Below are 26,039 nucleotides of genomic sequence, written 5' to 3' on the forward strand. Positions count from 1 at the left end.
GAGACAGACTTCTCGTTTGGGCCCTTATCGATAGTCTTCTGAAGTCACCTCAACCTATTTTGAAGGGTCAGCCAACTGCTCTGTGGAAAACATGGCCCACGCCGGCCGTGACCGCCATCGCTGCCGAACCCCAGACAACGACCCGGGCCATGCCTGGCAGCAGCGGCGCCCCGCCCGCGCGCGCGCCGGCGGCGCCGAGGATCGCTAGTGTCAGGATTGCGACGGCAACGATTCCGGGCAAAACGCTTGCCGCGGGCAGCAACAACGCCGCCGCCAGCGGCGCCATCCCACCCGCGATGAACGACGCCGCGGACGCCATCGCCGCCTGAACCGGGTTGGCGATCGAGGTATCGGTGATGCCGAGTTCGTCGCGGGTGTGCGCCTCGAGTGCATCTTGGGCCGACAGCGCATCGACGACTTCAAGCGCCAGCATATCGGAAAGGCCGCGCTGGACATAAATCGCGGCGAGCTCGCGGCGTTCGTGCGCCGGATCGGCCTCGAGTTCGCGGCGTTCGCGCTCGATATCGGCGCGTTCGGAATCTGCCTGCGAGCTGACCGAGACATACTCGCCCGCGGCCATCGACATCGCTCCCGCGGCGATCCCGGCCACCCCAGTCAAGATTAGTTGCGCCGACCCCGCCGATGCGGCTGCGACGCCGACCATTAGGCTGGCGGTGGAGAGCAGGCCGTCGTTCGCGCCAAGAACGGCGGCGCGCAGCCAGCCGATCCGCGTGACGTAGTGGCGTTCGTGCTGGTGCGGCGCGGTGTCGGCGATGATCGAGGTGGTCATGAGCTGGGCGTCCTGTTGATCGTGCCGGTTACGGTAGGCGCTTGATCGTCTCGTCGAGCCTAGCGACGACGATTCCGAGCTTGCGTACCGTCATACGATTGCGTGCTACCGCGCCACCTGGCTGAAGATACAACCACTGGTCGGCACGCAAACCGGATTTCAGGCGAAACCGGAGGTGGAGGCGGTTGCCGGTGACGTCGCCAAGGATCGGGCCGCCTGCATCGCTCAGCGTTCCGCTGTAGCCGCCTTGCCTGGTTGCGTGAATCGTCCAAATGCGGGTCGTTTCGGGTTTTCCCTCCTGGTCTACGCGCTGGACGAGGTGGAGCGTGCCGTCGGGATCGATCGTGCCGGTACCGTGGACGCGTACCTGCTTCGTCCGCGAGGCGACGATCTTCAGCCGCGCTTCGCCTTCGGTACGCCCGGAGAAGAAGGCGAGCGCATCGAATGACGGCGACGATGATGCAAGCGTCCGCAACGGTGGTGCCGAGGTACAGCCAGCTAGTGAGACTAGTAAGAGCCAACCGATCCGAATCATGACGCCGCTTCCTTCATGGCCCGCAGGGCCGGTGGACGCCTACTAGGGCCGATCGCCCACTCCGTTTGCCTAAACTTAGGTTCACTGTGCAACTGCCGGCAATGCCGGCCACGATTCGCTCGACCCGCACGCTCGGTCCGAAATCTCCCTGATCGGTCATGTCTTCAGGCCGCCCGGCGGGTCGCGCGGCGCACCACGTCGGCATAGCCGTGCGACAGCGCATCAAACCCATCATAGAAGCCGCGGGATTTCAGCAGGCCGTGCATCCGCGCGAGCCGGTAGGGCGGGACACCCGCCGCCACGTGATGCTCGACATGATAATTGACGTGGTTCGGGGCGATCAGCAGCCGCTCCCACCAGGATGTTATCGTGGTCGCGGTGTTCCTGCGCGGATCCGCATCGCCGCGATCAGGCACGACGCCGTGTTCGCCGATCTGGCGGAGGCGCGCGATCGCGGGATAGGCGAAGATCTGCGCGACCCACCACAGCCCGTACGCCCACCAGCCGCCCGCCAGCGCGAGTACGGCGAACAGACCGATGTGAAACGCGACCCACGGCCATTGCCTGGCGATCTTGAAACGCGCGAGCGACTGGACGAGATCGCGCCACCCGGTGCGGCCAGTTACGTCGCGCACCAGCTTGCGGCGCAGCGCCTGGGCGGTGATCGGGTAACTGGCGACGAAGCCGAGATCGGGATCATCGGCGGTTCCCGCATGGCGATGATGCGCCAGATGGTAGGTCCGATAGTCGGGCAGCGAGAGGTTGATCGGCGTTCCCGCGAGCCATTGCCCGACGACCTCGTTGGTGCGCCGGTCGGTGAATAGCGCATGGTGTGCGCAATCATGCACTAAGATGCCGAGCCCAAGCTGGCGCGCGGCGATTATCGGGATCGCCGCGAGGATCGTCAGCGGGTTGGGCCAGATGATCGCGACCGTGAAGGCGCCGGCGATCAACCCCCAGTTCACCGCAAACGCCCACCACCCCCGCAGATCCGATCGGCGCGTCAATGCGGCGAGTTCGTCCCTTGCGAGAAAATCGGTTACCTTCATGCTGGCGATCCTTCCACAGATCCGGTAACATAATAATGCAGCATGAGTCAAAATATGTTATATGACTGGCGCGCACCGGTGACGCCAAAATCGCTGGCCCTGTGGTTCCTGTCGACCGCGGCGCCCGCGCCGCTGCGCGCCGGCACGCTGATCGACCGTGCCCGCATTTTGGACATCGAACCCGCGGCGATGCGTGTCGCGCTGGGGCGGCTGGTGCGGGAAGGCCTCGCTGATCAGATTGAACGAGGAGTTTATTCGCTCGGGCCTAAAGCTGCGGCGTTACACATCAAGGCGCGCCAGTGGCCGCAGGTGGATTATGGTGTGCGGCCTTGGAACGGGGCTTGGATCGTCGTGCTGACGCACCATTTGGGCCGCATCAACCGACCGCGACTGCAGGCGGCGAGCGAGCGTTGCGGCTCACCGGCTTTGCCGAAGCGGATACAGGCACATGGGCGCGGCCGGACAATCTGCGCCGCGATACGGTATCGTTGGCCAACGAACTTGCAGGGTTGGGGCTTGACGCGCAGGCAACCATATTCGCTGGATGCGTGGCACAGCCTGCCGACGATGCGCGGTTCCGGACCTTGTGGTCACCCGACCTGATCGAGGGCGGCTATCGATTTTGGATCGGTGAGTTGGAGACCAGTCAGGCCAGGACTGCGGGAATGCCGACCGCCAAGGCGGCACGCGAAACCTTCCTGCTCGGCCAATCGGTCATCCGCGCGATCAACTCGGACCCGCTGCTGCCCGACGAACTCGTCGATACAGACCTGCGCGGCACACTCGTGAACGCGATGGTCTGCTATAACGCCATGGCTCTGCACCACTGGAGCAAGTTTGAATGAGGCGGCCGCGACAGGCGCGCGGTTCTCCAAGGTGTCGTCGTGACGAGCATTTCCGTCCGCCCGTAGCCTAGCGAGATTTCAGCGCCGCCGCCAAGACCAAATCGCAATAGCCGCCGATGTCATTGCGGCAGGCCGGTGCGGACAATCGCCGATCAATATAAACGCACGCCCGAAGTGGGAACTTGGGAAAGCCCGCCCGAGAGTCCAACTCTGGGTTAAACTCGCAAGGAGTTGGTAACGAACGCAATTAGTTTCCTTCGATCGTCCCCCGCGCGGCATCCAACCTTGCAGCGTAGTCAGCCAGCACCTTTGCGGTGCGTGCGGCATAAACGTCGGCGTCATCGAAGCGCCGCTCTTCTATCGCCTCGCGCACGCCCGGTAGCGTCTTCGCGCCATAGCCGGTGAAGCGGCCCGGTGCGTAGACGAGGTTCTTGTACCAGGGCCGACCGGGAAGCCCGCGCTCGTCGAGCAGCAGCTGGTCGATATCGCGGACTTGCGCGTTAAGCTTCGCCCGGCGTGTGGGATCTAGCTTTCCGCCCTTTTCGGCGTAAGCGGCATCGTAGCGTGAGGCTGCGGCTTGCAGTTTGTCCGCCGCATTGTCCAGCGCAGCAAATTCAATGAATGGTGTCCGCGTCTCGGACGGCGGAGCCGCCGTCGGCTTGAGCGGATCGGATGCCAGACCGAAAGCACCGTCCTCTAGAAGTTTCTCGCGCTTTCGATCCTGCGTGCGGCGGTCCTCGGCGAGCTTTTTGATCTCTGTCAAATAGGTCGCAACTGTCGTCGCGAAGTCGCCGAAGCGCTGCGGCGGAGTATTGGCATCGGCAACGCGCAGCACTATCCGGCCGACCGTCTTCGACAGCGCCGCGCCGTACTTCAGGCCCGGATCGTCGAACGTCGTCATGTGGTGATAGCTGTCATAGATCGAATGATAGACCCCGCCGCTCTCATCCTCGCCCCCGAAGCCGATGTTGAGCGCAGGCAGGCCAAGATGCTGCAGAAAGGCGGAATAGTCTGAGCCGGACCCGAGCGGTCCGAGCGGAAAATCGCCGCCTTTTTCGACAGCGGCGAGCGCGGCTTCGTCCAGCCGTCCGGTCTTGTCATACGCGCCGACCCGGATCGCCGCGGCACGTCGTGCGGCAACGGTCGCGCCTGTTTCGGGGTCGCTAACATCGGCGGCGACGCTGTTCACCAGACGCTGGAAATCGTGGCTGCCCTCCGCTTGCAAAAAGCCGCGGCCGTTGCCGTCGGTGTTGATGTAGATGACGCCCTTAGCCTTCAACTCGGCGGCATGCTGTTCGGCCCACTCGGTCGAGCCGAGCAACATCGGTTCCTCGGCGTCCCACCCGGTGTATATGATTGTTCGGGCCGGTCGCCAGCCTTGTGCCCATAACGAGCCCAGCGCCTTGGCCTCCGACATCATCGCGACATTACCCGACAGCGGATCGGACGCGCCGAACACCCAGCCGTCGTGGTGGTTGCCGCGCAGCACCCATTGGTCGGGATATTGCGAACCCTTCAGCATCGCGATCACGTCGTACACGGTCTTCTGCGACCAGTCGGACTTGACCGCGAGATGCACCTTGACCGCGCCGTCTCCGCCCAAATGGTATGTGATCGGCAGTCCGCCATGAAACGATGCAGGCGAGATCGGCCCACCTAGCCGCTGCAACAGTTTCTGCGCATCGCCGTAAGACATCGGCAACACTGGGATTTTCAGGATGGTCTGCGCATCGGCGCGCTGCAGGCGTTTGGCCCCCGGCACAGAGCCGATTCCGGGCGTCAGCGGATCGCCCGGATAGACCGTCATGTCGGCGACCGAGCCGCGCTGCACGCCGTTTGGGTTACGAGCGCCGCCCTTGGGATAAACGTCGCCTTCGCCATAGCCGTCATCGGCCGGATCGGAATAAATGATCGTGCCGACCGCGCCGTGCTCCTGCGCCAGCTTCGGCTTCAACCCGCGCCAACCCACGCCGTAGCGCGCGATCGCTATTTTGCCTTTCACATCAACGCCGCGCCGCGCCAGCGCCTTGTAGTCGTCCGGCAGACCGTAATTGACATAAACGAGGTCGGCAGTGACATCGCCATCGCCCTGGAACGCGACATAGGGCGGCAGCGCATTCGCGGTGTTGCCAGACGTGTCGTCGCCCGCGACCGGCGGTTCCTGCCCGCCGAGCACGATCTTCTCGGGCAAAACGAGTTCTACGGTCGTTGAAATCGGCGTGGGGTAGAGTACCGAGAAGGTCTCGATCTTCGCATCCCAGCCCCATTCCTTGAATTTCGCAAGCATAAACTCGGCATTGGCCTTGTCGTGCGGTGACCCGACATGGTTGGGTTCCGAAGACATCGTCTTCAGCCATTCGAGCTGATCCTGCGAACTGATGCTCGCATCGAACGCGCGCTCGATCGCTTTCGGGTCGGTCGGTGCGCCGGTTTGTGCTCCAGCCGCCGTCGCGAGCGCGCTTGCGCCCGCCAGGATCATGCCAAGTCTCGCCATTGTCTTGCCCCCACCAGTTATCACATGGATGCGCCGCGTCGTGGCCTGGCGCAAGAGTACAGCTATTTCTTCTGTTAGCGACCGGATAACGCAAGTAGCGCGGCACATGTTGATTTTAGAAGGCGCCTGGGCGCGGGATGTTTGACCTGAACAGACGTCCGAGACTGGGCGCTACGGTCTCCGCCACCCGCTCACAAGTCCCGCCTTGCGCGTGCGTTGAGGACCGTCGGGGAGCTGGACGCTTTCCACCAGAAAGCACGCGCATTGAAACGTGTTTCGCCTATCAGCGATGGGCAAGTTGTTGCGATCGCAGATTTATGCCAAGCGTTGTCGGGCGCTGCGGGCTCGTCAGGGAGTGGCAGTCATCAACAGAGAACAGTCGGCAGACGCCTTAACCGGTGTGCCTGGTTTGGACGAGATCATGTGTGGCGGCTTCACGGTCGGCCGCGTCTTCTTGCTCGAAGGCAGCCCCGGCACTGGTAAAACGACGACCGCAATCCGTTTCTTGTTGACGGGCGCTGAGGCAGGTGAGCGCGGCCTGTACATCACTCTGTCCGAGACCGATGCGGAACTCCGTGAAAGCGCACTAAGTCATGGACACGACATCGGCGCCCGGTTCGAAGTGTTCGAACTTCTGCCGCCCGAAACGCTGCTCGACGCCGACCAGCAGCAAAGTCTGCTTTACTCGTCTGACCTTGAGCTAGGTGAGACGACGCGTGCCATCTTCGAAGCTTTCGAGCGCGTCAAACCGTCGCGCGTCGTCATCGACAGCTTGTCAGAAATACGGCTACTCGCGCAAAGCTCGCTTCGCTACCGCCGGCAGATCCTCGCAATGAAGCACTATTTTTCGCGCGCGGGCGCGACAATTCTCATGCTTGACGATCTTACGACAGACGCGCTGGACAAGACGGTTCATAGCGTAGCGCATGGCGTCGTCAGGCTGGAGGAGTACGCGCCCGACTATGGCCCCGAGCGCCGCCGTCTGCGCGTCATCAAGTTCCGTGGCCGCGCATTTCGCGGCGGATTTCACGACTTCATCATCGAACATGGCGGGGTACGCGCCTTTCCCCGACTCGTCTCGCACGAACATAAAACCGAATTCTCGCGTGACACGATGTCGACCGGAGTGCAGGCGCTCAACACCCTGCTGGGTGGAGGCATTGATAGGGGATCGAGCACGCTCATCCTGGGCCCGGCCGGGACGGGAAAGTCGCTGCTGACACTGACCTTCGCCGCCGCGGCTGCCACACGCGGCGAGAAATCGGCCCTGTTCATCTTCGACGAAGAACGAAGTATGCTGATCCAACGTGCTCGCGGGCTCGGCATCGACCTCCAGGCGCTTGTCGACAGCGGCATGCTACTGATACAGCAGGTTGACGCCGCCGAACTAAGCCCGGGGCAGTTTTCCCACATGGTCCGAACCTATGTCGAGGAACACGCAGTCCGCGTTGTTACAATCGACAGCCTCAACGGCTACAATGCGGCCATGCCCGAGGAGCAGGCGCTCGTTCTTCACATGCATGAGTTGCTGCAGTATCTGAACCGGCAGGGCATTATGACTTTCCTGACCGTCGCCCAGCAGGGCGTAGTTGGCGACATGCAAAGCCCAGTCGACGTTACTTATCTGGCCGATACAGTCATCATGCTGCGCTACTTCGAGGCACTTGGCCGCGTGTTGCGCGCAATCTCCGTGATCAAGAAACGGATGGGAACACACGAGAACACGATCCGCGAGTACCGGATTGGATCTTCAGGCATTGCGCTTGGCGAGCCGCTTCAAGATTTCCAAGGCGTCTTAAAGGGTATTCCGATTTACATAGGGACTGGAGTGAACCCCTTGTTGACCAGCTTCGTGCCGGACAGCACATTTGCCAAGTGAGCTGTCAGAACGGGCGCTGATCCTAGCGCCGATGGGCCGTGACGCCGACATCGCTGCGCGGATGCTCGTCGAAGCCAAGCTCGGCGCCTGCGTTTGCGCCGACATAAACGCGCTCAGCCGCGAGCTCGAGGCTGGCGCGGGTTTTGCCGTATTGACGGAGGAAGCACTAGTTAGCGGCGATATGCGCGCGGTGTCGGCTTGGATCGCCGCTCAGCCCGAATGGTCCGACTTCCCGTTTGTTCTCCTAACGCATCGGGGTGGCTGGCTCGAGCGCAACCCGTCTGCATCGCTTCACTTGCGCACTTTGGGCAACGTCACCTTCGTCGAACGTCCGTTCCACCCCACGACGCTGGTCAGCCTCGCCGAGGCCGCACTCCGCGGCCGCCGCCGGCAGTATGAAGCGCGTCGCAGGCTGGAAATGCTGCGGGAAAGCGAGGCGCAGTTTCGCGACCTCGCCGACTCAATCCCCACCTTGTGCTGGAGCGCCGGTCCGGACGGCTACATCAACTGGTACAATGCGCGTTGGTACGCGTACACGGGGACGACCTCCGTCGATATGGAAGGCTGGGGCTGGCAATCGGTTCACGACCCCGACGCGCTCCCGGCCGTCATGGAACGATGGACCGCGTCGATCGCGAGCGGACACCCGTTCGAGATGGTATTTCCATTGCGCGGGGCGGATGGCACCTTCCGCCCGTTTTTGACGCGTATTCAGCCTGTACGCGACGGCTCTGGCGCCATCGCCAGCTGGTTCGGCACCAACACGGACATCTCTTCGCAGCGCGAGGCCGAGTACAAGCTGCAACGCTTGGCGGACGAACTGGAGGAGCGCGTTGAGCAGCGCACCGCCGAGCGCGAGGCCGCGCAGGACGCGCTACGCCAAGCACAGAAGATGGAGGCGATTGGTCAGTTAACGGGCGGCGTCGCACACGATTTTAATAATCTTCTGACCGTGATCCGCGGTTCGGTCGATCTGTTGCGCCGCGACGGCCTGTCGGAAGAAAAGCGCTCGCGCTACGTCGACGCGATTGGCGAGACAGCCGATCGAGCGGCTAAGCTGACTGGGCAGCTGCTCGCCTTCGCGCGGCGTCAGGCGTTGATGCCCGAACTTTTTGACGCGGGCGAGAGCCTGAACGAAGTCGCTGGGATCGTTCGCACGCTGATAGGATCTCGCATCTCCTTGGCGTTGGCGCCTCCCGCAGAGCTCGCCTTCATCCTTGCGGACAAGGGCCAATTCGATACCGCGATCATAAACATGGCGATCAATGCGCGCGACGCGATGAACGGCGAGGGGTCGCTGACCGTAGCGACCACGCCGGCGTCGTCCATTCCTCCGACGCGCGGCCATCCGTCGGTAGACGGCGACTACATCGCCGTTTCGATCACGGACACCGGAACGGGCATCGACGCCGACAAGGTGCAACGCATCTTCGAGCCGTTCTGCACGACCAAGAAAGTTGGCGAGGGCACGGGGCTGGGCCTAAGCCAGGTCATCGGCTTCGCAAAACAGTCGGGCGGCGATATCCATGTGGAAAGCGCGATAGGCGAAGGCACTACGTTTACGTTGTATCTGCCGCGCGCCTATCCGAAAGAGGCTGGATTGCAGGCTGTCGAACGCTCTGACGCGCGCTCTCACGGCGGTGGCGCGTGTGTCCTCGTCGTTGAAGACAATGAACATGTTGGTGCCTTCGCGACGCAGGCGTTGCAAGAACTCGGCTACGCCAGCGTACTTGCGCCCGACGGTCGCCGTGCGTTGGAAGAGCTCGAGCGCGGTTCGGAACGGTTTCAGATTGTGTTTTCCGACGTCGTCATGCCCGGTATGAGCGGCATCGACCTGGCCCGAGAAGTCCGGCACCTCTACCCTGACGTGCCCGTCGTGCTGGCGAGCGGGTACAGCGACGTTCTAGCACAAACCGGGACACACGGCTTCGAACTGCTCCACAAACCCTATTCAGTCGAACAATTATCTCGTGTGCTTCTTAAATCTATAAGAAGCGTCGCAACGATCGTCTAAGACAGATCCGATAGGACGTTTGCAATAAAAGCGCCTCCGCGTAGGACCGATTGTTGGCAGATCCGAACAGGTTTGCCTTCCCACTTTCGGCCTTTTTAATCTCGGTCTGCTCCTGAATGAACGTCCGGTTGTTGGCCGCCACGAGGGCGCGACGAACGTCTGGTTATGGGTCATCGTGACTTATCCCCCGGTGCTGTATGCTATCTCGGGCCGCTTGCGGGTCGCCAATATCCTTGACGACAACGAAGCTGCCGTGCTGCGGCACACAGCGATAGAGCGCCAAGCTCGTCACATCGAAGTCTGCGACCTCGTGGTCGGCCAAAGCCTCGGCGATGTCGGCTTTGAGCGTACGAGTGTGGCCCAACCCTTACGCTATGACTTTAAACTACTCGCAATGATCGCGCGCCGGGCAGAGATAACGCGATCACCATACAGCACTGCCAAAGATCGATGGACGACTTTGGCGCAACTGTCGTTCGCCATGGCCGACGCCTGCCGCTCGGCTTGTTCGCGCTTCTTGCTATAGGCAAGGTCGTAATCTTGAACGTTAGGCATGGCAGGCACTCGGCACTGCGGGCGGAAGCTGATCCCAGCTCCCTATCGTCACCGTGCTCGCGGCAAGGGTGGTGGCGACGTCGCAACTTACCCAAATGCGGCTTGGGGAGATATAGCGGTCGTGCCATCTGGCTCGTGCTGTATTCGGTCTGGCGCGTATCGAGAGGTAGGCGATGTCGGTGAAGTCCGCGCCACCTACATCGGCCATCAGCCACGTTGAGGTGCCAGCATGTCACGATCGTCCAGTCCGTTGTTTGTGAATGCCGTGATCGATTGCATCGGCGAGGGGAGGGCACCGACCTCTGAGGAAATGTTGATCGTCGCGCAGTTCATCTGGTCCGATGGCGCGGCATCCCGTTCCGCGTTCGCCTGGAATAGCTTGTCAGTGTCTTCGCCCGATCATCTCGGTTCTATGCGGGCGGCCGGCCTGGCCTTGCACGGCTCGCGGTAACCTGGAGATGGCAGCGCTCGTGTCTGCCGTGTTCGATGTCGCGCACGACGGTTGAGCATAATGGTCTTGCGGCTGGGAAGCTGCTGTGGCCGCTCAAACGGGGAACGCGCAGTTCAATCGTCTGTTCGCCGTCACGATGCTAAAACAACGCGGCTCTCACGATCTGCTGTCAACGAATGGTAGCGCCCGCCGCAAGGTGGCAAGTGGTCGCGCATCTCCATGCGGCGTTAGTTATGGACGAGCGGCGGGGGTATGCTGGCGTCGGGGCGGTCCGCACAGGGAAAGCCGTGCGGACAACGCGAAGTGAATGAGCGTCTGAAGTTGGGAATCACAAAGGGGCAGCAGAACGTCCAAACTGGGTCATCCGACCCTACAAGCGGTCCGAACTTACCCTCAGAAATTCATCGCTGCTGAACAGACGCCGCTAATTTCGTACAATTCCGCCCGCTTGCTTTCGCGAGGTAGAGCATCGTATCGGCCTGTTCGATCCAAGCTGTGGTGGAGGCAAAACCGGCAGACCATTCGGCGATACCAAAACTTGCCGTCACGTGTCGTGTCCCGCCGCCTGGCAAAGGCATCGCGAAATCTGCAATTGTCCGTCGTAACCGCTCCGTGACCTGGAGTGCTTCCGCGTCACTGGTCTCCGGGAGCAGCATGGCAAACTCCTCGCCGCCCAAACGACCAAACACGTCGCTGGGGCGTAACGTCACTTCGGCGATGCTAGCGATCTGACGCAGCACCTGATCGCCTACCGTGTGACCGTGGGTGTCGTTGACGGATTTGAAATGATCGACGTCGAGTATCACCAAACTGCTTTTCCGGCCGTAGCGAACCGCGCGCGCCATTTCACGTTCGGCTTGTTCGATAAAGCCTCGCCGGGTGAGCGCCCCGGTCAAATGATCGACCTGGGCGATCAGCCGCAGCTCGAGTTCGTCACATACGATATTGGCAAAATTGCTCAGGATCGCAACGTCCGCGGGGCTGAAACCACGCAGACGGGAATCCATCGCGCACAGCGCCCCGACGTTATATCCCTCGGGGGTCCGCAGCGGGATGCCGGCATAGCTGCGGACGAACGGGGGACCAACAACTAGCGGGCTGTTTGCGAAACGTGGATCGGATCGGGCATCCTCGATGATCAGTGGCTCGCGCTGCGCGATTGTGTGGGTGCAAAACGAAATCGAGCGCGGCGTTTCGGTATGATCGATACCGCGCTTGGCCTTGAACCATTGCCGGTCGCGATCCACGAGCGTCACTGTTGCCATCGGGACAGCCAGCACCGTCCGAACGAGGGTAACTATCTTCTCGAATGGCTCTTCGAGCGCGGTGTCGAGCACGTCCAGCCGGCGCAGTGCGGCAACCCTCGCATCATCGTCGTGTAACTGGGTGTCATCCATGATGCTCTTCCTTCATCATGGCGCGGATGGCGACCGTAAGGTCATCGGCATAACTGTCGACCAACGTGCGAACGCTGGCCGCAACCACGTCTTCGCCTAATCCGGCGGCTCGCAGGCTATCGACAAGGGACGACAAATGGGACTGATGCCGCAGCACGCTGTCTAAAAGTTGTGGAGGTATCTCGAGCGGTTGGGCCGAGGTAGGCGTCGGTTGAAGTTGATCGATACGCACAGGATCGTCCTCAGAAGCGGAGATGAGAACGCTAGGATCTAATGGTTAAAAGGTCGGAAACGAATTTAACCAGAGACTGCGTGCGATGGCTGAGGTGCCGTCGAAGCCGCGGCTTATCGGTTCACCGGCAGCCACGATGATGTGCATCAATACCGGATATTGCCTGCTCAAAAATTACGCACCGATGCACAAGCAGTCAGTCCGGAGCGACATTTTCAATGTCTGATCACCGCGAAACTCGAAAGCGACCAAATATCCCCGAATTGGCGAAATAGCCTATGCCGCTGTGTTTGATTAACTAATTTATGGCAGGCTACGCGCTTGTGAAATCAGGCGTAATCATAAGGTCTACCGAAAATGAGCTGCGACGGCTGCAAAAACGGCGACGCTTTGGAATTTGAAATCTCGATGGCATTTCAGCCGATCGTCGATCTGACAACGCAGCTTCCTTTCGCATATGAGGCGCTCGTGCGTGGTCCGTCTGGCGAATCTGCAGCGAGCGTTCTTGCGCAGGTGACCCCAGGCAACCGTTACGCTTTCGATCAGCGTTGCAGGGTTCGCGCAATTGAGTTGGCGACGGCCGCAGGCATCCTAAACAGCGGGGCAAAACTTTCGATCAACTTCTTGCCAAATGCAGTCTATTCGCCCGCGGCGTGCATCAAGTTGACCCTGGCAACCGCGAAGGCTGTAGGCTTACCGACATCGAGGCTGATTTTCGAATTCACCGAAAACGAAGAGATGGTCGATCCCGCACACATCGCGCACATTGTTAAAAGTTATCAGCAAATGGGTTTTGGCACGGCGCTCGATGACTTTGGCGCAGGCCATGCCGGCCTGAACCTATTGGCAAGATTTCAGCCGGATATTATTAAGCTGGACATGGAACTTGTCCGTGGGATCGAAGTCAGCATGCCACGGCGAATGATCGTCGATGCCGTCATTAAGCTAGCGGCGGCAATGGGTATCCTAGTGATCGCAGAGGGCATCGAAACCGAGGCTGAGTTAAGCACGCTGACACAACTGGGCGTCCGCTATATTCAGGGCTTCATTTTTGCTCAGCCGATGCTTGCAGCACTTCCCGCGATTTCGATCCCGTACGAGAATATTTCTTTGCGCGCCTGAGTTTGCTGAGGTCAGCAATGATTCGGCCAGATCGCGAATCCGAACATGCCGATCTAAAAAGCTCGTCCCTACGACTAACCGCCACCAGGCGCTTTGGTGCCGCGTGGGCGCGCTTCGGGTATGATGGTATCGCGTTTGCCACCTTCTTTCCATTCAATCCGATATAAGTCGAAGCGTCGATCGGCGAGGTTGCGTACAGTGCCTTCAGCGCGCGCCCAGGTGAGATCGGCCAAGTTCACGTCGGCTATCGTTACGGTCTCGATATTTTCACTGGCCTCAGCAGCGATGCCATCGCGAGCAAACGGAAAATCGCAGGGTGTCAAAATGCAGGACTGAGCATATTGAATATCCATGTTATCGACGCCGGGGAGATTGCCGACGTTACCTGACAGTACCACAAAACACTGGTTTTCGATCGCGCGTGCCTGCGCGCAGTATCGCACCCGCATATACCCTTGGCGATTATCGGTGCAGAACGGAACAAAGATGATACGAGCACCCTCGTCGACGAGGCGGCGCGCAAGTTCGGGGAACTCGCTGTCGTAGCAGATCAAAACGCCGATTGGGCCGACGTCGGTCTGGATTACGTCGACGGAGTTGCCTCCCTTGATTTTCCACCAATATGCCTCGTTTGGGGTTGGGTGGATCTTTTCCTGGGAGTGGATCGATCCGTCGCGAAGGCACACATAGGCAATGTTCTGGACGCTCCCGTCTTCGACGCGCGTCGGATGCGACCCTCCGATGATGTTTATATTGTACCGCAACGCCATCCGCGAAAGCTCGGCGACGATGGGCGCGCGGTGCTCCGTCATCCGGTCGATTGCTTCGATCGGTGACAGCACTTCTGGTTCAAACGATAGCAGGGACATAGTGAACAGCTCGGGAAAAACTACGAAGTCCGAACGATATTCCGCAGCAACATCGACGAAATATTCGACGTTTTTGACGAAGGCGGCAAAGTCGTCGACCGCACGTGCTTGGAATTGTACGGTAGCGAGCCGGACGCTTTCAACATCGCGCGGTACGCGAAATGCGACTGGCTCGTTTGGGTCGACGTAGGGATTGCGCCAGATCATATGCGCGGCAAACCCGTCCGACGCTTTGTCAAACGGGAGATATCGCTCCAGCACGCGAAGCGGCGTGAAGCCATTCGAAAGCTGGAATCCGATTACCTGATCGCGAAACTCCCCGGCTACGACCCGGGCAAGATAATCATCAGGACTTGTCACCTTTGCTTTAGTGCGGGCATAGCCCGGCATACGCCCGCCGAAGACTATTCCACGCAGTTCCAGGCGCTCAGCCAGCACGCGTCGTGCCTCGTAAAGGCGTTTGCCGATGCGTAGCCCGCGGTGACCTTCGTCGACCGCCATTTCGATCCCGTACAACCAGTCGCCGGTGGCGTCGTGCCGGCTGCCAAACCCGTTGCCCGTGATGGTTGCCCAATCATGCGGAGACAGAGCGATCGCCTCGTCGATGCGCGAGGACGCGCAATATCCGACGATCGCGCCTTCAAAAATGGCAACGAACTGGCCTTGCGGAAAATTGTTGATCTGACCGCTGATCTGGCCAGCGCTGTAATTTTCTATTCCAGGATAAGCGCGGCTGATCAGCGCCAAGATACCCAGTACGTCTCCCGGAACTGCAATTCGGACCTCGAGAGTCGCAGGGGTCTTGCTTGGCACGGTTGGCTCCAAAAAATCTACAATGCGCTGATCGGAAGTTGCGATGCCCACGAGGCATTGCAATCGATCTGGGTCTCCTACGTATTTACCGGGGCGTCCGCGATGACAAAAATTTTAGCGTATCGGCGCTGCTCAGACATTTTACCGTTGAAAGTCGGCCACACCGAACAAAATTTTACGGCAGTTCGTCAAAATTACTTTCGATCCGGAAGTGACGAGGCAAATAGCGTCAACGGCATGCGTCGGATGCAACCCCCCTCCCGTAAATATAAGTACTCGTTGATCACGGCCAGAAAACGGCGGTCGCAGCTAGAACGATAGCGGCGAAGTGAGCAGTCTGGTAGTAGACGAGATGGCCGCAACGGTCGGTGGCTTCGGCTTTGGCGAGCGCCACATCGCCTCGAATCGTTTTGCTAATAACGAATTAGGTGAGGAACGAGCGACTGGTTTCGGCCGGCGGTAAATCGATCCGGAACGACTAGTATGGGTCGAAGCCGACACGACGCATTTTATGCTCGGCTGATTGAGTGGCCGTCCGAAAAAAGCTCATGACGCTCCGCAACGGCCCGTAAAAAACCAAACATTCTGTGGGAGCAAGTGTGGTTCCAATCCGCCGCATCTACAGAAAAGGCGCGGGCTTCCGCCATTTTTCGCTTGACGCTGGTGACCCCTACGGGAATCGAACCCGTGCTTCAGCCGTGAAAGGGCCGCGTCCTAACCGCTAGACGAAGGGGCCATGCCGGCAGCGCCGGTTGGTTGGAGGCGGTTAGGGAAATGCGCCGCGCTGGTCAACCCGCTGATTTGCCTGTTTGCTCAATCCGCCCAAGCCGCGTCGTCGAGATGGAGTTCGGCGGCGGGTTTCGCGCCCCAATCGTCGATCTTCACGCGGCCGGCGAGCCATAGGCGGCGATGGGGCGGTGCGCCGAGCAGGGCGGCACCGAGCGCGGTTCCGGATTGGCGGAAGGCGACGGCCTTTAGCGAACGGCCGTCGTCGCCGGCGATGATGATGCGGACATGCCCGTTGCCGACGATGTCCGCCTTGATGATCCGCACCGGGCCGGCGACGATGCGGGGTTGTGGCCAGCCCATGCCGTAGGGGCCACCTTTGTCCAAAGCTTCGACCAATGCGGGCGTGACGCCGCCGGGGGCCAAAAGGGCATCCAGCAGGAGGGCGCGGTCGCCGATCGAGCGGGCCACAGCGTCCGCCAGGCGCGATTCGAGGAAGTCGCCGAACGCAGCCAATTGGTCCTCCGCGATCGTCAATCCGGCCGCCATCGCGTGCCCGCCGCCCGCGACAAGCAGGCCGCTATCCTTAGCCGACAGCACCGCCGCGCCGAGATCGACGCCAGACACGGAGCGGCCCGAGCCCTTGCCGATGCCGTTCTCGTCCAGCGCGATGACGATCGCCGGGCGGCCGTATTTCTCCTTCAGGCGACCGGCGACGATGCCGATCACGCCGGCATGCCAGCCCCGCCCGGCGACGACGAGCACGGCGCGCTCGCTGGCCACGCCCGCCAGCGCGTCGGCGGCCTCCTGCACGATCCCCTCGATCGCGCGGCGTTCCTCGTTCAGCCGATCGAGTTCGGCGGCGATTCCGGCGGCCTCCTGCGGATCGCGCGTGGTGAGAAGGCGCACGCCGAGGTCGGACTTGCCGACCCGGCCGCCGGCGTTGATGCGGGGCCCCAGCGCGAAGCCGAGATCCTGCGCGGTCGGCGCGCGGGTCAGGCGGCTGGCGGAGATCAGGGCGTTGAGGCCGATGTTACGCCGCTGCGCCATCACCTTCAGCCCCTGCGCGACGAACGCACGGTTGAGGCCGCGCAGCTGCGCCACGTCGGCCACGGTGCCCAAGGCGACGATGTCAAGCAGATCGAGCAGGCGCGGTTCGGGCATGTCGGCAAAGGCCCCGCGCGCGCGCATCACGCGGATCAGCGCCGCGCCGAGCAGGAAGGCGACACCGACCGCCGCGAGATGCCCATGCGCCGCGCCCTCCGCTTCATCGAGCCGGTTCGGGTTCACCAGCGCATGCGCGTGCGGCAAAGCGAGCGTGCATTTGTGGTGATCGACCACGATCACATCGACCCCGGCATCGCGCGCGGCATCGAGCGCGTCGAACGCCTGCGCGCCGCAATCGACGGTGACGATCAGGTCCGCGCCCTCCGCCTTCAGGCGCAGCATGGCGGCACCCGAGGGGCCGTACCCTTCGATCAGGCGATCGGGGATATAGGCCTTCGCCTCCAGCCCGAGATCGCGCAATAACAGGATCATCAGCGCGGCGGAGGTCGCGCCGTCCACGTCGTAATCGCCGAAGACGGTGACCGATTCCTTGCGCGCGATCGCATCGGCGAGCCGTTCGGCGGCCTTGTCCATATCGCGAAAGATCGACGGATCGGGCATGAAGCTGCGGATACTGGGGGCCTTGTGCGCCTCCAGATCCTCGCGCGGGCAACCGCGCGACAGCAGCAATTGCGTGACGAGATCGTCGGGCGCGAAGCCGGGATCGCGCGTATCGGTTTCCAGCGCGCGCCAGCGCCACGGCTGGCCGAGAATCGACCGGGTGATGTTTAGGACGGTGTTCATGATGTGGGCTAAGGCTTAGACGAGCGGCGGACGGTTAGGAAGGACAGCGACATGGCGGCGGCATTGCTGGGCGCGAACGATCCATCGCCGGTGCAGGTGATCAATCCGGGTGGAGCGTCGCCCTTCCTGCTGATCGGCGACCATGCCGGGAATGTGGTGCCCGAAAGTCTCGCCGTTTTGGGCCTGCCACCGCAAGAACTTGTGCGGCACATCGGCTGGGATATCGGCATCGGCGAATTGGGGCCGATGCTGGCCGAGGCGCTGGACGCGGTGTTCGTGCGGCAGACCTATTCGCGCCTCGTGATCGACTGCAATCGCGATCCCGCGCGGGCCGATGCGATGCCCGAGGTCAGCGACCTGACCGTTGTATCGGGCAATCGCGATCTGGATGCCAGCCAGCGCGCCGCACGCGTGGCGGCGATCCATACGCCGTATCAGGAAGCGATCGGCGCGGAGATCGCGCGGCGTGACGCGGCGGGGCAGGGGACGATCCTCGTCGCGCTCCACAGCTTCACGCCCGCCATGCAGGGCATTGCGCGGCCATGGGAGGTCGGGGTGCTGCACGATGGCGGCGATACGGCATTCGCGCAGGCGCTGCTCGCCGCGTTGCGCACCGACGAGGCGCTGACGGTGGGCGACAATCAGCCCTACAGCATGGACACGATCGACTATACCGTGCCGCGCCATGCCTATCCGGCGCAGCGACCTTATGCCGAGATCGAGGTGCGGCAGGATTTGATCGGGACGACGGCCGGATGCGCGGAATGGTCGGCGCGGCTTGCAACGGTGTTGCGCTCGGCCGCGACGGATATCGACGGGAACTGAGCCGTGCCGAACTGGATCTGGCTGACGATGGCGATTCTGTCGGAAGTGATCGCCACGTCCTTTCTCAAGTCGGCGGAAGGGTTCACGCGGCCGTGGCCCTCGCTGATCGTCGTGATCGGTTATGCCGCCGCCTTCTATTTCCTGTCCTTCGCGCTGCGCTCGATCCCGATCGGCGTCGCCTATGCGATCTGGTCCGGGGCGGGCGTGGTGCTGGTCACGGCGGTGGCGTGAATCGTCTATGGCCAGAAACTGGACATGATCGCGCTGGCGGCGATCGGGCTGATCGTGCTCGGGGTGGTGGTGCTCAACCTGCGCACGGGCCACGGCTGACCGGGGCGATACTTCGGTGCATCTCTTGATGGGCCGTTACTGCCCATCGACATTCACTGTTTTTGGAAGTTCCTCCAAATTCTCCGTCACCCCGGACTTGTTCCGGAGTCCACCAAGCGGCTTTCGATACGAACAATCGTTTGATTGCCGAGTTCGCGGCACGGTGGACCCCGGAGCAGGTCCGGGGTGACGGTTTTTTAGGGGAGAAACCGCCTTCGAAGCCATCCAAAACCTAAATGTCGGTCCGTGCTGGTGCATGATGACGTGAGGTTGGATCATCCCATCTCCGTTCGTCCTGAGCTTGTCGAAGGACGTGTTCCAAGCACGACCGGCGATCATGGAACACGTGCTTCGACAGGCTCAGCACGAACGGCTCCGTTTGAATTCATCTTTATCCAGGGTGAACCCATCGTGCTCCAGCGCCGCTTGCCCGCGCCGATTTCGTTTGCGCAGCGCAGCATTTCCACTAAGGGCGCAATCGAAGCCGGGTGCGAACCATCCGGCTTCGAATGATCGCGCCGGTGCCCCGCAAGGGGCTCAAATGTGGAATGCGGTGCGGGAGGATATCCTCCCAAAGCCGCGGCTGTCCCTGCAACTGTAAGCGGAGAGCGCGATGCACACGTCCTGCCCAGGCCCCTTGAACGGGCCGGCGGGGCAGCCACTGGATCTGACGATCTGGGAAGGCGTGCATCGAGCCTTGACCCGTGAGCCAGGAGACCTGCCGGCGCTGTCGCTCATGCTCTCGGATCCAGGGGATGGCCGGGGCACGGAACGAGTCCGTTCGAGCGACGAACCGGGTCCCAGGCAAAGTCATGCTTTGCCGGGTTCCCGAACCGTGCGGCCGGGGCCGCACACGGTGTCGAGGCAGCCGGGCTCCGCGTCCGTTCGGCTGAATCGTCGCCGTCGTTCGCGTTTTTACGCGGCAAACGGCCCCAGTCGCTTCGTCCAGAATGGCGCGGGGGGACTTAACATTATGAAGACCGTTTTCGTATCTCTGCTGGCGCTTGTCGCCGCCACGCCCGCGCTCGCGCAGAGCGACGCCTCGCTGCCGCCCAAGGATGCAGAGGGCAACGACATCACAGTCACCGCATCGCGCTCCGGCGAAGGCATCGCCGTCAAGGATCTGCCGGCATCCATCACGGTGTTGAGCAGCGAGCAACTCGAGGAACGCCAGACGCGCAACGTGTCCGACATCCTGCGCGATGTGCCGGGTGTCGCGGTCAACCGCTCGATCGGCGGCCTGACCGACATCCGCATTCGCGGCACCGAAGCCAATCACGTGCTCGTCCTGATCGACGGAATCGAGGCGTCCGACCCTTATCAGGGCCAGTACGATTTCGGCACGCTGATCGCTGACGACAAGGCGCGGATCGAAGTGCTGCGCGGGCAGCAATCGTCGCTCTACGGTTCGGACGCAATCGGCGGCGTGATCCAGTACATCACGCCGACCGGCACCGAATCGCAGGGCCTGAGCGCCCGCGTAGAAGGCGGATCGTTCGGCACGGCGGCGGGCGCGGCGCGCTTCGGCGGCGTGGCGGGGACGCTGGATTACGCATTGTCCGGCACGCTCTATCGCACCAATGGCACGCCGACCGCGCGGGATGGCACACGCAATGTGGGTTACACCGGGGTAGGCGCGAGCGCGAAGGTGAACTGGACGCCGTCCGACATCTTCAAGCTGACCGGCGTGGGTCGCTACAGCTACACCGATGCGCTGAGCAACGACACGGCGTTTTCGGGTCCTAAGTTCGGCTACATCGTCGATACGCCCGGCAGCCATTTCCGCAACAAGGCCTATTACGGCCTGCTGCGCGCGGCGTTGTCGCTGGCCGACGGCAAGTGGAACACCGCGCTGACCGGGCAGATCGCCGACACGACCCGCACGGGTTACAGCGCGTTCGGCGTGGATTACGGCGACAAGGGCCGCCGCTACAAGGGATCGCTTGAATCGAGCTTCCAGTTCGGCAGCGACCAGTTTCGCAGCAAACTGACGGGTGCGGTGGATTACGAGCGCGAGGAATTCCAGAATACGGTCGTCTCGCCGTTCGCGTTCAGCGGGCGCAAATCGACCGAGAATTGGGGTTTCGTCGGCCAGTATGAAGGCACGATCGCCGATGCTCTGGTGCTGGGCGCGTCGATCCGTCGCGACCAGAACGATCGCTTCGCCGATGTGACAACCTATCGCCTGCAGGCCGGATACCGTCTGCCGTTCGGGCTGCGCGCGCATGGCGCGTACGGCACCGGCGTCAAGAATCCGGGCTATTTCGAACTCTTCGCCTATGCGGACGGCCGCTACATCGGCAACCCGAATTTGAAGCCGGAAAAGTCCAAGGGCTGGGAAGCGGGCCTCGATCAGGAGATCGCCGGCGGCAAGGCGAAGATCGGCGCGACCTATTTCGACAGCAAGCTGGAAGACGAGATCTACACGACCTTCCCGGCACCGACATTCGTCGCATCGCCGGCCAACCGCACGACCTTGTCGCGGCAGAAGGGCGTCGAGGTGTTCGCCTCGGCCCAGCCGATCGATCAGCTACGCTTCGACATCGCGTACACCTATCTGCACGCACGCGAAAACGGCACGGTCGAGGTGCGCCGCCCGAACCATATCGGCAGCTTCAACACGACCGTGTTCAGCATGGACAAAAGATTCTCGACCACGCTGACCGTGCGCTACAACGGACGGCAGGACGATGTCGCCTTTACCAATCCGAGCTTCATTCCGGTGCGGGTGAGCTTGCAGGAATATGTGCTGGTGAACCTGAACGCCGAATATAAATTGAGCGATCGCTTCTCGGTCTTCGGCCGCGTCGAGAATCTGTTCAACGAGCGCTACGAAGAGGTGTTCAGCTTCGCCACGCCGGGTCGCGGCGCGTATGGCGGCGTGAAGGCCCGCTTCTGATGAAAGTGCGGCCGGCATGGCTCACGTTGCTGCTACCCGGACTTTTGGGTGGCTGCGGTGTGGGCGTGCCGGCCAAGCCCGTGTCGGTCGCGCGGCCGATGCGGGTGATGAGTTTGAACCAGTGCACAGACCAATTGGTGCTTGCGCTGCTGCCGCCGGGGCGGATCGCCTCCGTCACGTGGTTGTCGCGCGACCCGCGCTATTCGGCGCAGTTCGTGGCGGCGCGTCGCGTGGCGGCCAATCACGGCAGCGTCGAGGAGGTCGCGCGGACGCGGCCGGACCTGATCGTGACCGATACGTTTTCCAATCCCGGCGGGCGGGCGATGTTGCGGCGGCTGGGCTATCCGGTGCTTGAGCTGGCGGATTCGGGCGATGTCGCGGGGATACGGCGCAATGTCGCCGTGTTGGCGGCGGCGCTGGGCGTGGAGCAAAGCGGCGCGGCGCTGATCGCTCGGATGGATGCGCAACTGGCACCGGTGCGCGGCGCGAAGCCGATCACCGTCGCGTCCTGGGGACGGGACGGAATGGGGGACAGTCCGTTCCTGTCCGCGATCGTCGATGCCGCCGGGCTGACGAGGGTCGGCGCGCGCGGCGGGATCGAGGCTTTGTTGCGCGCTAAACCGGACTTCATCATAAGGGGTGTCGCCGATCCGCGTGAGGGGTCGCTGGGCGACAACGTCACCGGGCATCCCCTGGTGCGGCGCTTCTGGCCGGCGGCGAAGCGGCTGACGGTGGCGCAATCGGCGACGATCTGCGGAACGCCGGCGATCGGCGATGCGGCGGTCGCATTGCGGCGGCAGGTCGCGGCGGTGACGTCGTGAGCGCGCGGTGGCTGATCCTGCTGTTGATCGCGCTGGTGGGGCTGGCGTTCGCGTCCTTGCTCGCCGGGTCGGTTTGGATGACGCCAGGGGAGGTGATCCGGGCGCTCGGGGCGCCGCGCGATAGTCTCGATCGGCTGATCCTGGTCGAGGTGCGCCTGCCGCGTGTCGTGCTGGCGGTGATGGTCGGGGGGATTCTCGGGCTTTCGGGCGCGGTATTGCAGGGGTTGTTGCGCAATCCGTTGGCCGAACCGGGGTTGCTCGGCGTGTCTTCGGGCGCGTCGCTCGGGGCGGTGATCGCGATCTATTATGGGTTTGCCGCGAGTTTTGGACTGGCGACGCCGGTGTTCGCGATGGCCGGGGCTTTGGCGACGGCGGGGGTGGCGTTCGTCCTGTCGCGGCGCGGGGGTACGCTGTCGCTGATCCTAGCGGGCGTGGCGATGTCGAGCATTGCGGGCGCCGGGGTGAGCCTGGCGCTCAATCTCGCGCCCAATCCGTTCGCGGCGTACGAGATCATGACGTGGCTAATGGGGTCGCTCAAGGATCGCAGCTGGGATCATGTGCTGCTCTCGGGGCCGTTCATCCTCACGGGCGTGGTGTTGCTGTTGCTGACGGGCCGTGCGCTCGATGCGCTGTCGCTGGGCGAGGCGGCGGCCGAGAGTCTGGGTGTGCATGTCGGGCGGGCGCGGTTGCTCGCGTTGCTCGGCACGGCGCTGGGCGTCGGCGCGGCGACGGCGGTTGCCGGGGCGATCGGGTTCGTCGGGCTGGTCGCGCCGCATATCGTGCGGCCTTTGGTCGGGCATCGGCCGGGGGCGACTTTGGTGCCGGCGGCGATCGTCGGCGCGCTGATCGTGCTGGCCGCCGATCTGGCGACGCGGATATTCGATTTCGGCACGGAAATCCATCTCGGCGTGTTCGTGTCGGTGATCGGTGCGCCGTTCTTTCTGTGGCTGGTGCTGCATGTGCGGAGGACCGCGCCGTGAGCGATCTGGCGGTGCAGGGCATCACCGTGCGGCGCGGCGGGCGTGTGGTGCTCGATGCCGCCGATGCGCGGTTCGTGGCGGGGCGGCTGACGGTGGTGATCGGGCCGAACGGCGCGGGGAAATCGACGTTGCTGGACGTCGCCGCCGGGCTGCTGGCGGTCGAGGCCGGGAGCGTGACGCTGGGCGGCGAGGCGCTATCGTCGTTCTCGCGCAAGACGCTGGCCATGCGGCGGGCCTATCTGCCGCAGAACCCGCGGATCGACTGGGCGATCAGCGTGGAGCGCGTCGTCGCCCTGGGCCTGACCGCGCATCTGCCGGCGTTCGGCGGACTGCCCGGATCGTGGCAGCCGAAGATCGATGCGGCGCTGGCGCGTTACGATCTAATGGAGTTGCGCGATCGCCCGGCGACGCAGCTTTCGGGCGGTGAACTCGCCCGCGTCATGCTCGCCCGCGCGACGGTCGGCGCGCCGGAGGTGCTGATCGTCGACGAGCCGACCGCGGGATTGGACCCGCGCCATGCGCTCGATGCGGCGCGACGGCTGCGCGCGCTCGTCGATGGTGGCTGCACGGTGATCGTCGCCCTGCACGATCTCGATCTGGCGCTGCGCATCGCGGACGATGTCGTGGCGGTGAAGGGCGCGCGGATCGTCGGGCAGGGCGCGGCGGACGCGATGTTCACCGATGTGCTGCTGAGCGCGCTCTACGATGTCGAGGCGCGGGTGATCCGGCAGGAAGGCGGCGCGACGATCCGCTTCGCCTGATCGCGCTCATACTATATCCCGAAAGATATAGTCCGTTCGTCATTGATGAAATTCCAAGATAACTTCATGCCGCCAGTCATATCAATCCGCCGCATCGTTTCACGCATGCGATGCGTTACACGTGCCATGCGTAGTGAAACAGTTCGGCAGACCAGTGCATCGGCACCGTCGGTCATCGGCCGAAAAGTAAGGGGCAATATTTCATGGAAACATCCGGCGAAGTGGCGGTCTCGCGTCGCGGGGTCCTGGTCGGCGGCGCCGCGGTGGCGGCGTTGAGCGCGGTGCCCGAAGTTCAGGCCGCGACGCCTGCCGCGCAGCCAGCCCCTGAAACGATGAAGGTGTCGCTGCAGGTCAACGGCAAGCGCCGGGACCTGGAGGTCGACACCCGCACCACCTTGCTCGACGCTTTGCGCGAAAATCTGCACCTGACCGGCACCAAGAAGGGCTGCGATCACGGCCAATGTGGCGCGTGCACCGTTCTGGTCGATGGCGTGCGGATCAATTCCTGCCTGACGCTCGCGGTGATGCATCAGGGCGACAAGGTCACGACGATCGAAGGGCTGGGCACGCCGAACAACCTGCACGCGATGCAGGCGGCCTTCATCAAGCATGACGGCTATCAATGCGGATATTGCACGCCGGGCCAGATCTGTTCGGCGGTGGCGGTGCTCGACGAGATCAAGGCCGGCATTCCGAGCCATGTCAGCGCGAACCTGACCGACAAGCCCAAGGTCACGAACGACGAAATGCGCGAGCGGATGAGCGGCAACATCTGCCGCTGCGGTGCCTATTCGAATATTTTGGAGGCAATGACCGAAGTTGCCCAGGGTCAGGGAGGGCAACGCGCATGAAGCCGTTCACCTATACCCGCGCCACATCGCCCGCCGAAGCGGCGGCGGCCGTCGCCCGCACGCCGGGCGCGAAATTCATTGCCGGTGGCACCAACCTGCTCGATCTGATGAAATTGCAGATCGAGACGCCGGCCCATCTGATCGACGTGCAGGATCTGAAACTAGACCGGATCGAGAAGACGAAGGAAGGCGGCTTGCGTATCGGCGCGCTCGTCAAGAACACCGCCTTGGCGTCCGACGAGACGGTGCGGCGCGATTACGGCGTGCTGAGCCGGGCATTGCTCGCCGGGGCTTCCGGTCAGCTGCGCAACAAGGCGACGACAGCGGGCAATCTGCTGCAGCGGACGCGTTGCCCGTATTTCTACGACACCAACCAGGCGTGCAACAAGCGCAAGCCGGGATCGGGCTGTGCCGCGATCGGCGGTTTCAGTCGGCAATTGGGCGTGATCGGCACCAGCGAGGCATGTATCGCGACGCACCCGAGCGATATGGCAGTGGCGATGCGCGTGCTGGATGCGACCGTCGAAACCGTGAAGCCGGACGGCGCGGCGCGCAGCATTGCGATGGCGGACTTCCACCGCCTGCCGGGCAACACACCGCATATCGAAACCGCCTTGATGCCGGGCGAACTGATCACGGCGGTGACGTTGCCCAAGCCGATCGGCGGAACGCATCTGTATCACAAGGTGCGCGATCGTGCGTCTTATGCCTTCGCGCTGATCTCAGTCGCGGCGGTCGTGCAGAAGGACGGCACGGGCCGCGTCGCGGTGGGCGGTGTTGCGCACCGGCCATGGCGGGTCGAGGCGGCCGAAGCCGATCTGCCGCGCGGTGCCAAGGCGATGGCGAGCAAGCTGCTCGCCGGCGCAAACCCCTCCCATGAAAACGCATTCAAGCTTCCGCTGGTCGAGCGCACGCTCGCCGCGGTCCTGGCCGAAGCGAAGGGCTGACCC

General features: G+C 62.7%; 21 protein-coding genes, 1 tRNA gene, 1 pseudogene and 1 riboswitch. Of the genes and pseudogenes, 13 read left to right on the plus strand and 10 right to left on the minus strand.

From position 1 onward, the window contains the following. Nucleotides 1–67: 67 nt before the first annotated feature. From U1738_RS00320 to U1738_RS00330, 3 genes are all read right to left on the minus strand, one after another. Entirely contained in the window at nucleotides 68–790 is a 723-nt protein-coding gene (locus U1738_RS00320; RefSeq protein ID WP_332787048.1) for a VIT1/CCC1 transporter family protein, read from the minus strand. Between the two features lie 28 nt (nucleotides 791–818). Next, complete coding sequence (locus tag U1738_RS00325; protein WP_332787049.1) at nucleotides 819–1,325, minus strand: DUF3833 family protein; 507 nt, start codon at nucleotides 1,323–1,325, stop codon at nucleotides 819–821. 164 nt (nucleotides 1,326–1,489) lie between these two features. Further along, complete coding sequence (locus U1738_RS00330; RefSeq protein WP_332787050.1) at nucleotides 1,490–2,374, minus strand: fatty acid desaturase family protein; 885 nt, start codon at nucleotides 2,372–2,374, stop codon at nucleotides 1,490–1,492. A gap of 410 nt (nucleotides 2,375–2,784) precedes the next feature. Between U1738_RS00330 and U1738_RS00335 the strand changes: the two genes are divergently transcribed. After that, nucleotides 2,785–3,219, plus strand: coding sequence for a hypothetical protein (locus U1738_RS00335; RefSeq protein WP_332787051.1), 435 nt, complete (start codon nucleotides 2,785–2,787; stop codon nucleotides 3,217–3,219). A 247-nt stretch (nucleotides 3,220–3,466) separates the two neighbouring features. Here the strand turns inward: U1738_RS00335 and U1738_RS00340 are convergent, their stop codons facing one another. Next, nucleotides 3,467–5,713: a transferrin receptor-like dimerization domain-containing protein gene (locus tag U1738_RS00340; RefSeq protein WP_332787052.1), complete on the minus strand. Its 2,247-nt coding sequence runs from the start codon at nucleotides 5,711–5,713 to the stop codon at nucleotides 3,467–3,469. Between the two features lie 400 nt (nucleotides 5,714–6,113). On the opposite strand from U1738_RS00340, the gene U1738_RS00345 reads away from it, so the two are divergent. From U1738_RS00345 to U1738_RS00355, 3 genes are all read left to right on the plus strand, one after another. Then, entirely contained in the window at nucleotides 6,114–7,592 is a 1,479-nt protein-coding gene (locus U1738_RS00345) for an ATPase domain-containing protein (protein ID WP_332788184.1), read from the plus strand. Nucleotides 7,593–7,623: 31 nt separating this feature from the next. Next, nucleotides 7,624–9,606: a hybrid sensor histidine kinase/response regulator gene (locus U1738_RS00350; RefSeq protein WP_332787053.1), complete on the plus strand. Its 1,983-nt coding sequence runs from the start codon at nucleotides 7,624–7,626 to the stop codon at nucleotides 9,604–9,606. Nucleotides 9,607–9,781: 175 nt separating this feature from the next. Then, on the plus strand, nucleotides 9,782–10,132 hold the full coding sequence (locus U1738_RS00355) for a hypothetical protein (protein WP_332787054.1): 351 nt from the start codon (nucleotides 9,782–9,784) through the stop codon (nucleotides 10,130–10,132). An 881-nt stretch (nucleotides 10,133–11,013) separates the two neighbouring features. Here U1738_RS00355 and U1738_RS00360 read toward each other — a convergent pair. Together U1738_RS00360 and U1738_RS00365 are read right to left on the minus strand one after the other, a co-directional pair. Continuing rightward, nucleotides 11,014–12,009: a GGDEF domain-containing protein gene (locus U1738_RS00360; protein ID WP_332787055.1), complete on the minus strand. Its 996-nt coding sequence runs from the start codon at nucleotides 12,007–12,009 to the stop codon at nucleotides 11,014–11,016. Next, entirely contained in the window at nucleotides 12,002–12,241 is a 240-nt protein-coding gene (locus U1738_RS00365) for a hypothetical protein (protein WP_332787056.1), read from the minus strand. Before U1738_RS00365 ends, U1738_RS00360 begins: the two co-directional genes overlap by 8 nt. A gap of 357 nt (nucleotides 12,242–12,598) precedes the next feature. On the opposite strand from U1738_RS00365, the gene U1738_RS00370 reads away from it, so the two are divergent. After that, entirely contained in the window at nucleotides 12,599–13,363 is a 765-nt protein-coding gene (locus U1738_RS00370; protein WP_332787057.1) for an EAL domain-containing protein, read from the plus strand. 74 nt (nucleotides 13,364–13,437) lie between these two features. Here U1738_RS00370 and U1738_RS00375 read toward each other — a convergent pair whose 3' ends face one another. The 3 genes from U1738_RS00375 to recJ form a co-directional block, all read right to left on the minus strand. Then, the gene (locus tag U1738_RS00375; RefSeq protein WP_332788185.1) at nucleotides 13,438–15,045 is read right to left on the minus strand and encodes a GNAT family N-acetyltransferase; all 1,608 of its coding nucleotides are present in this window, start codon (nucleotides 15,043–15,045) and stop codon (nucleotides 13,438–13,440) included. A gap of 661 nt (nucleotides 15,046–15,706) precedes the next feature. Then, nucleotides 15,707–15,781, minus strand: a tRNA-Glu gene (locus tag U1738_RS00380). Nucleotides 15,782–15,858: 77 nt separating this feature from the next. After that, nucleotides 15,859–17,622: a single-stranded-DNA-specific exonuclease RecJ gene (gene recJ / locus U1738_RS00385; protein ID WP_332787058.1), complete on the minus strand. Its 1,764-nt coding sequence runs from the start codon at nucleotides 17,620–17,622 to the stop codon at nucleotides 15,859–15,861. 51 nt (nucleotides 17,623–17,673) lie between these two features. Here recJ and U1738_RS00390 point away from each other — a divergent pair, with 51 nt between their 5' ends. From U1738_RS00390 to U1738_RS00415, 6 genes and pseudogenes are all read left to right on the plus strand, one after another. Next, nucleotides 17,674–18,447: an N-formylglutamate amidohydrolase gene (locus U1738_RS00390; RefSeq protein ID WP_332787059.1), complete on the plus strand. Its 774-nt coding sequence runs from the start codon at nucleotides 17,674–17,676 to the stop codon at nucleotides 18,445–18,447. A 3-nt stretch (nucleotides 18,448–18,450) separates the two neighbouring features. Continuing rightward, nucleotides 18,451–18,777 (plus strand): annotated as a pseudogene (locus U1738_RS00395) (DMT family transporter). Between the two features lie 502 nt (nucleotides 18,778–19,279). Continuing rightward, a riboswitch (cobalamin riboswitch) is annotated at nucleotides 19,280–19,517 on the plus strand. Nucleotides 19,518–19,750: 233 nt separating this feature from the next. Beyond that, nucleotides 19,751–21,676 carry a TonB-dependent receptor plug domain-containing protein gene (locus U1738_RS00400; protein WP_332787060.1) on the plus strand — a complete coding sequence of 642 codons (1,926 nt, stop codon included), beginning with the start codon at nucleotides 19,751–19,753 and terminating at the stop codon, nucleotides 21,674–21,676. Next, nucleotides 21,676–22,497 (plus strand): ABC transporter substrate-binding protein, encoded by an 822-nt coding sequence (locus tag U1738_RS00405; protein WP_332787061.1) that lies wholly within the window; start codon nucleotides 21,676–21,678, stop codon nucleotides 22,495–22,497. Before U1738_RS00400 ends, U1738_RS00405 begins: the two co-directional genes overlap by 1 nt. After that, on the plus strand, nucleotides 22,494–23,477 hold the full coding sequence (locus tag U1738_RS00410) for a FecCD family ABC transporter permease (protein ID WP_332787062.1): 984 nt from the start codon (nucleotides 22,494–22,496) through the stop codon (nucleotides 23,475–23,477). Before U1738_RS00405 ends, U1738_RS00410 begins: the two co-directional genes overlap by 4 nt. Next, a complete protein-coding gene (locus U1738_RS00415; RefSeq protein WP_332787063.1) occupies nucleotides 23,474–24,238 on the plus strand; it encodes an ABC transporter ATP-binding protein in 765 nt (254 codons plus the stop codon). The genes U1738_RS00410 and U1738_RS00415 overlap by 4 nt, the downstream gene beginning before the upstream one ends. An 11-nt stretch (nucleotides 24,239–24,249) precedes the next feature. Here U1738_RS00415 and U1738_RS00420 read toward each other — a convergent pair whose 3' ends face one another. Continuing rightward, the gene (locus U1738_RS00420; protein WP_332787064.1) at nucleotides 24,250–24,414 is read right to left on the minus strand and encodes a hypothetical protein; all 165 of its coding nucleotides are present in this window, start codon (nucleotides 24,412–24,414) and stop codon (nucleotides 24,250–24,252) included. A gap of 27 nt (nucleotides 24,415–24,441) precedes the next feature. On the opposite strand from U1738_RS00420, the gene paoA reads away from it, so the two are divergent. Together paoA and U1738_RS00430 are read left to right on the plus strand one after the other, a co-directional pair. Then, a complete protein-coding gene (gene paoA, locus U1738_RS00425; RefSeq protein WP_332787065.1) occupies nucleotides 24,442–25,089 on the plus strand; it encodes an aldehyde dehydrogenase iron-sulfur subunit PaoA in 648 nt (215 codons plus the stop codon). Next, nucleotides 25,086–26,036, plus strand: coding sequence for an FAD binding domain-containing protein (locus tag U1738_RS00430; protein WP_332787066.1), 951 nt, complete (start codon nucleotides 25,086–25,088; stop codon nucleotides 26,034–26,036). Before paoA ends, U1738_RS00430 begins: the two co-directional genes overlap by 4 nt. Nucleotides 26,037–26,039 lie beyond the last annotated feature (3 nt).

The organism is Parasphingomonas caseinilytica (assembly GCF_036663755.1).
Classification (GTDB): Bacteria; Pseudomonadota; Alphaproteobacteria; order Sphingomonadales; family Sphingomonadaceae; genus Sphingomonas.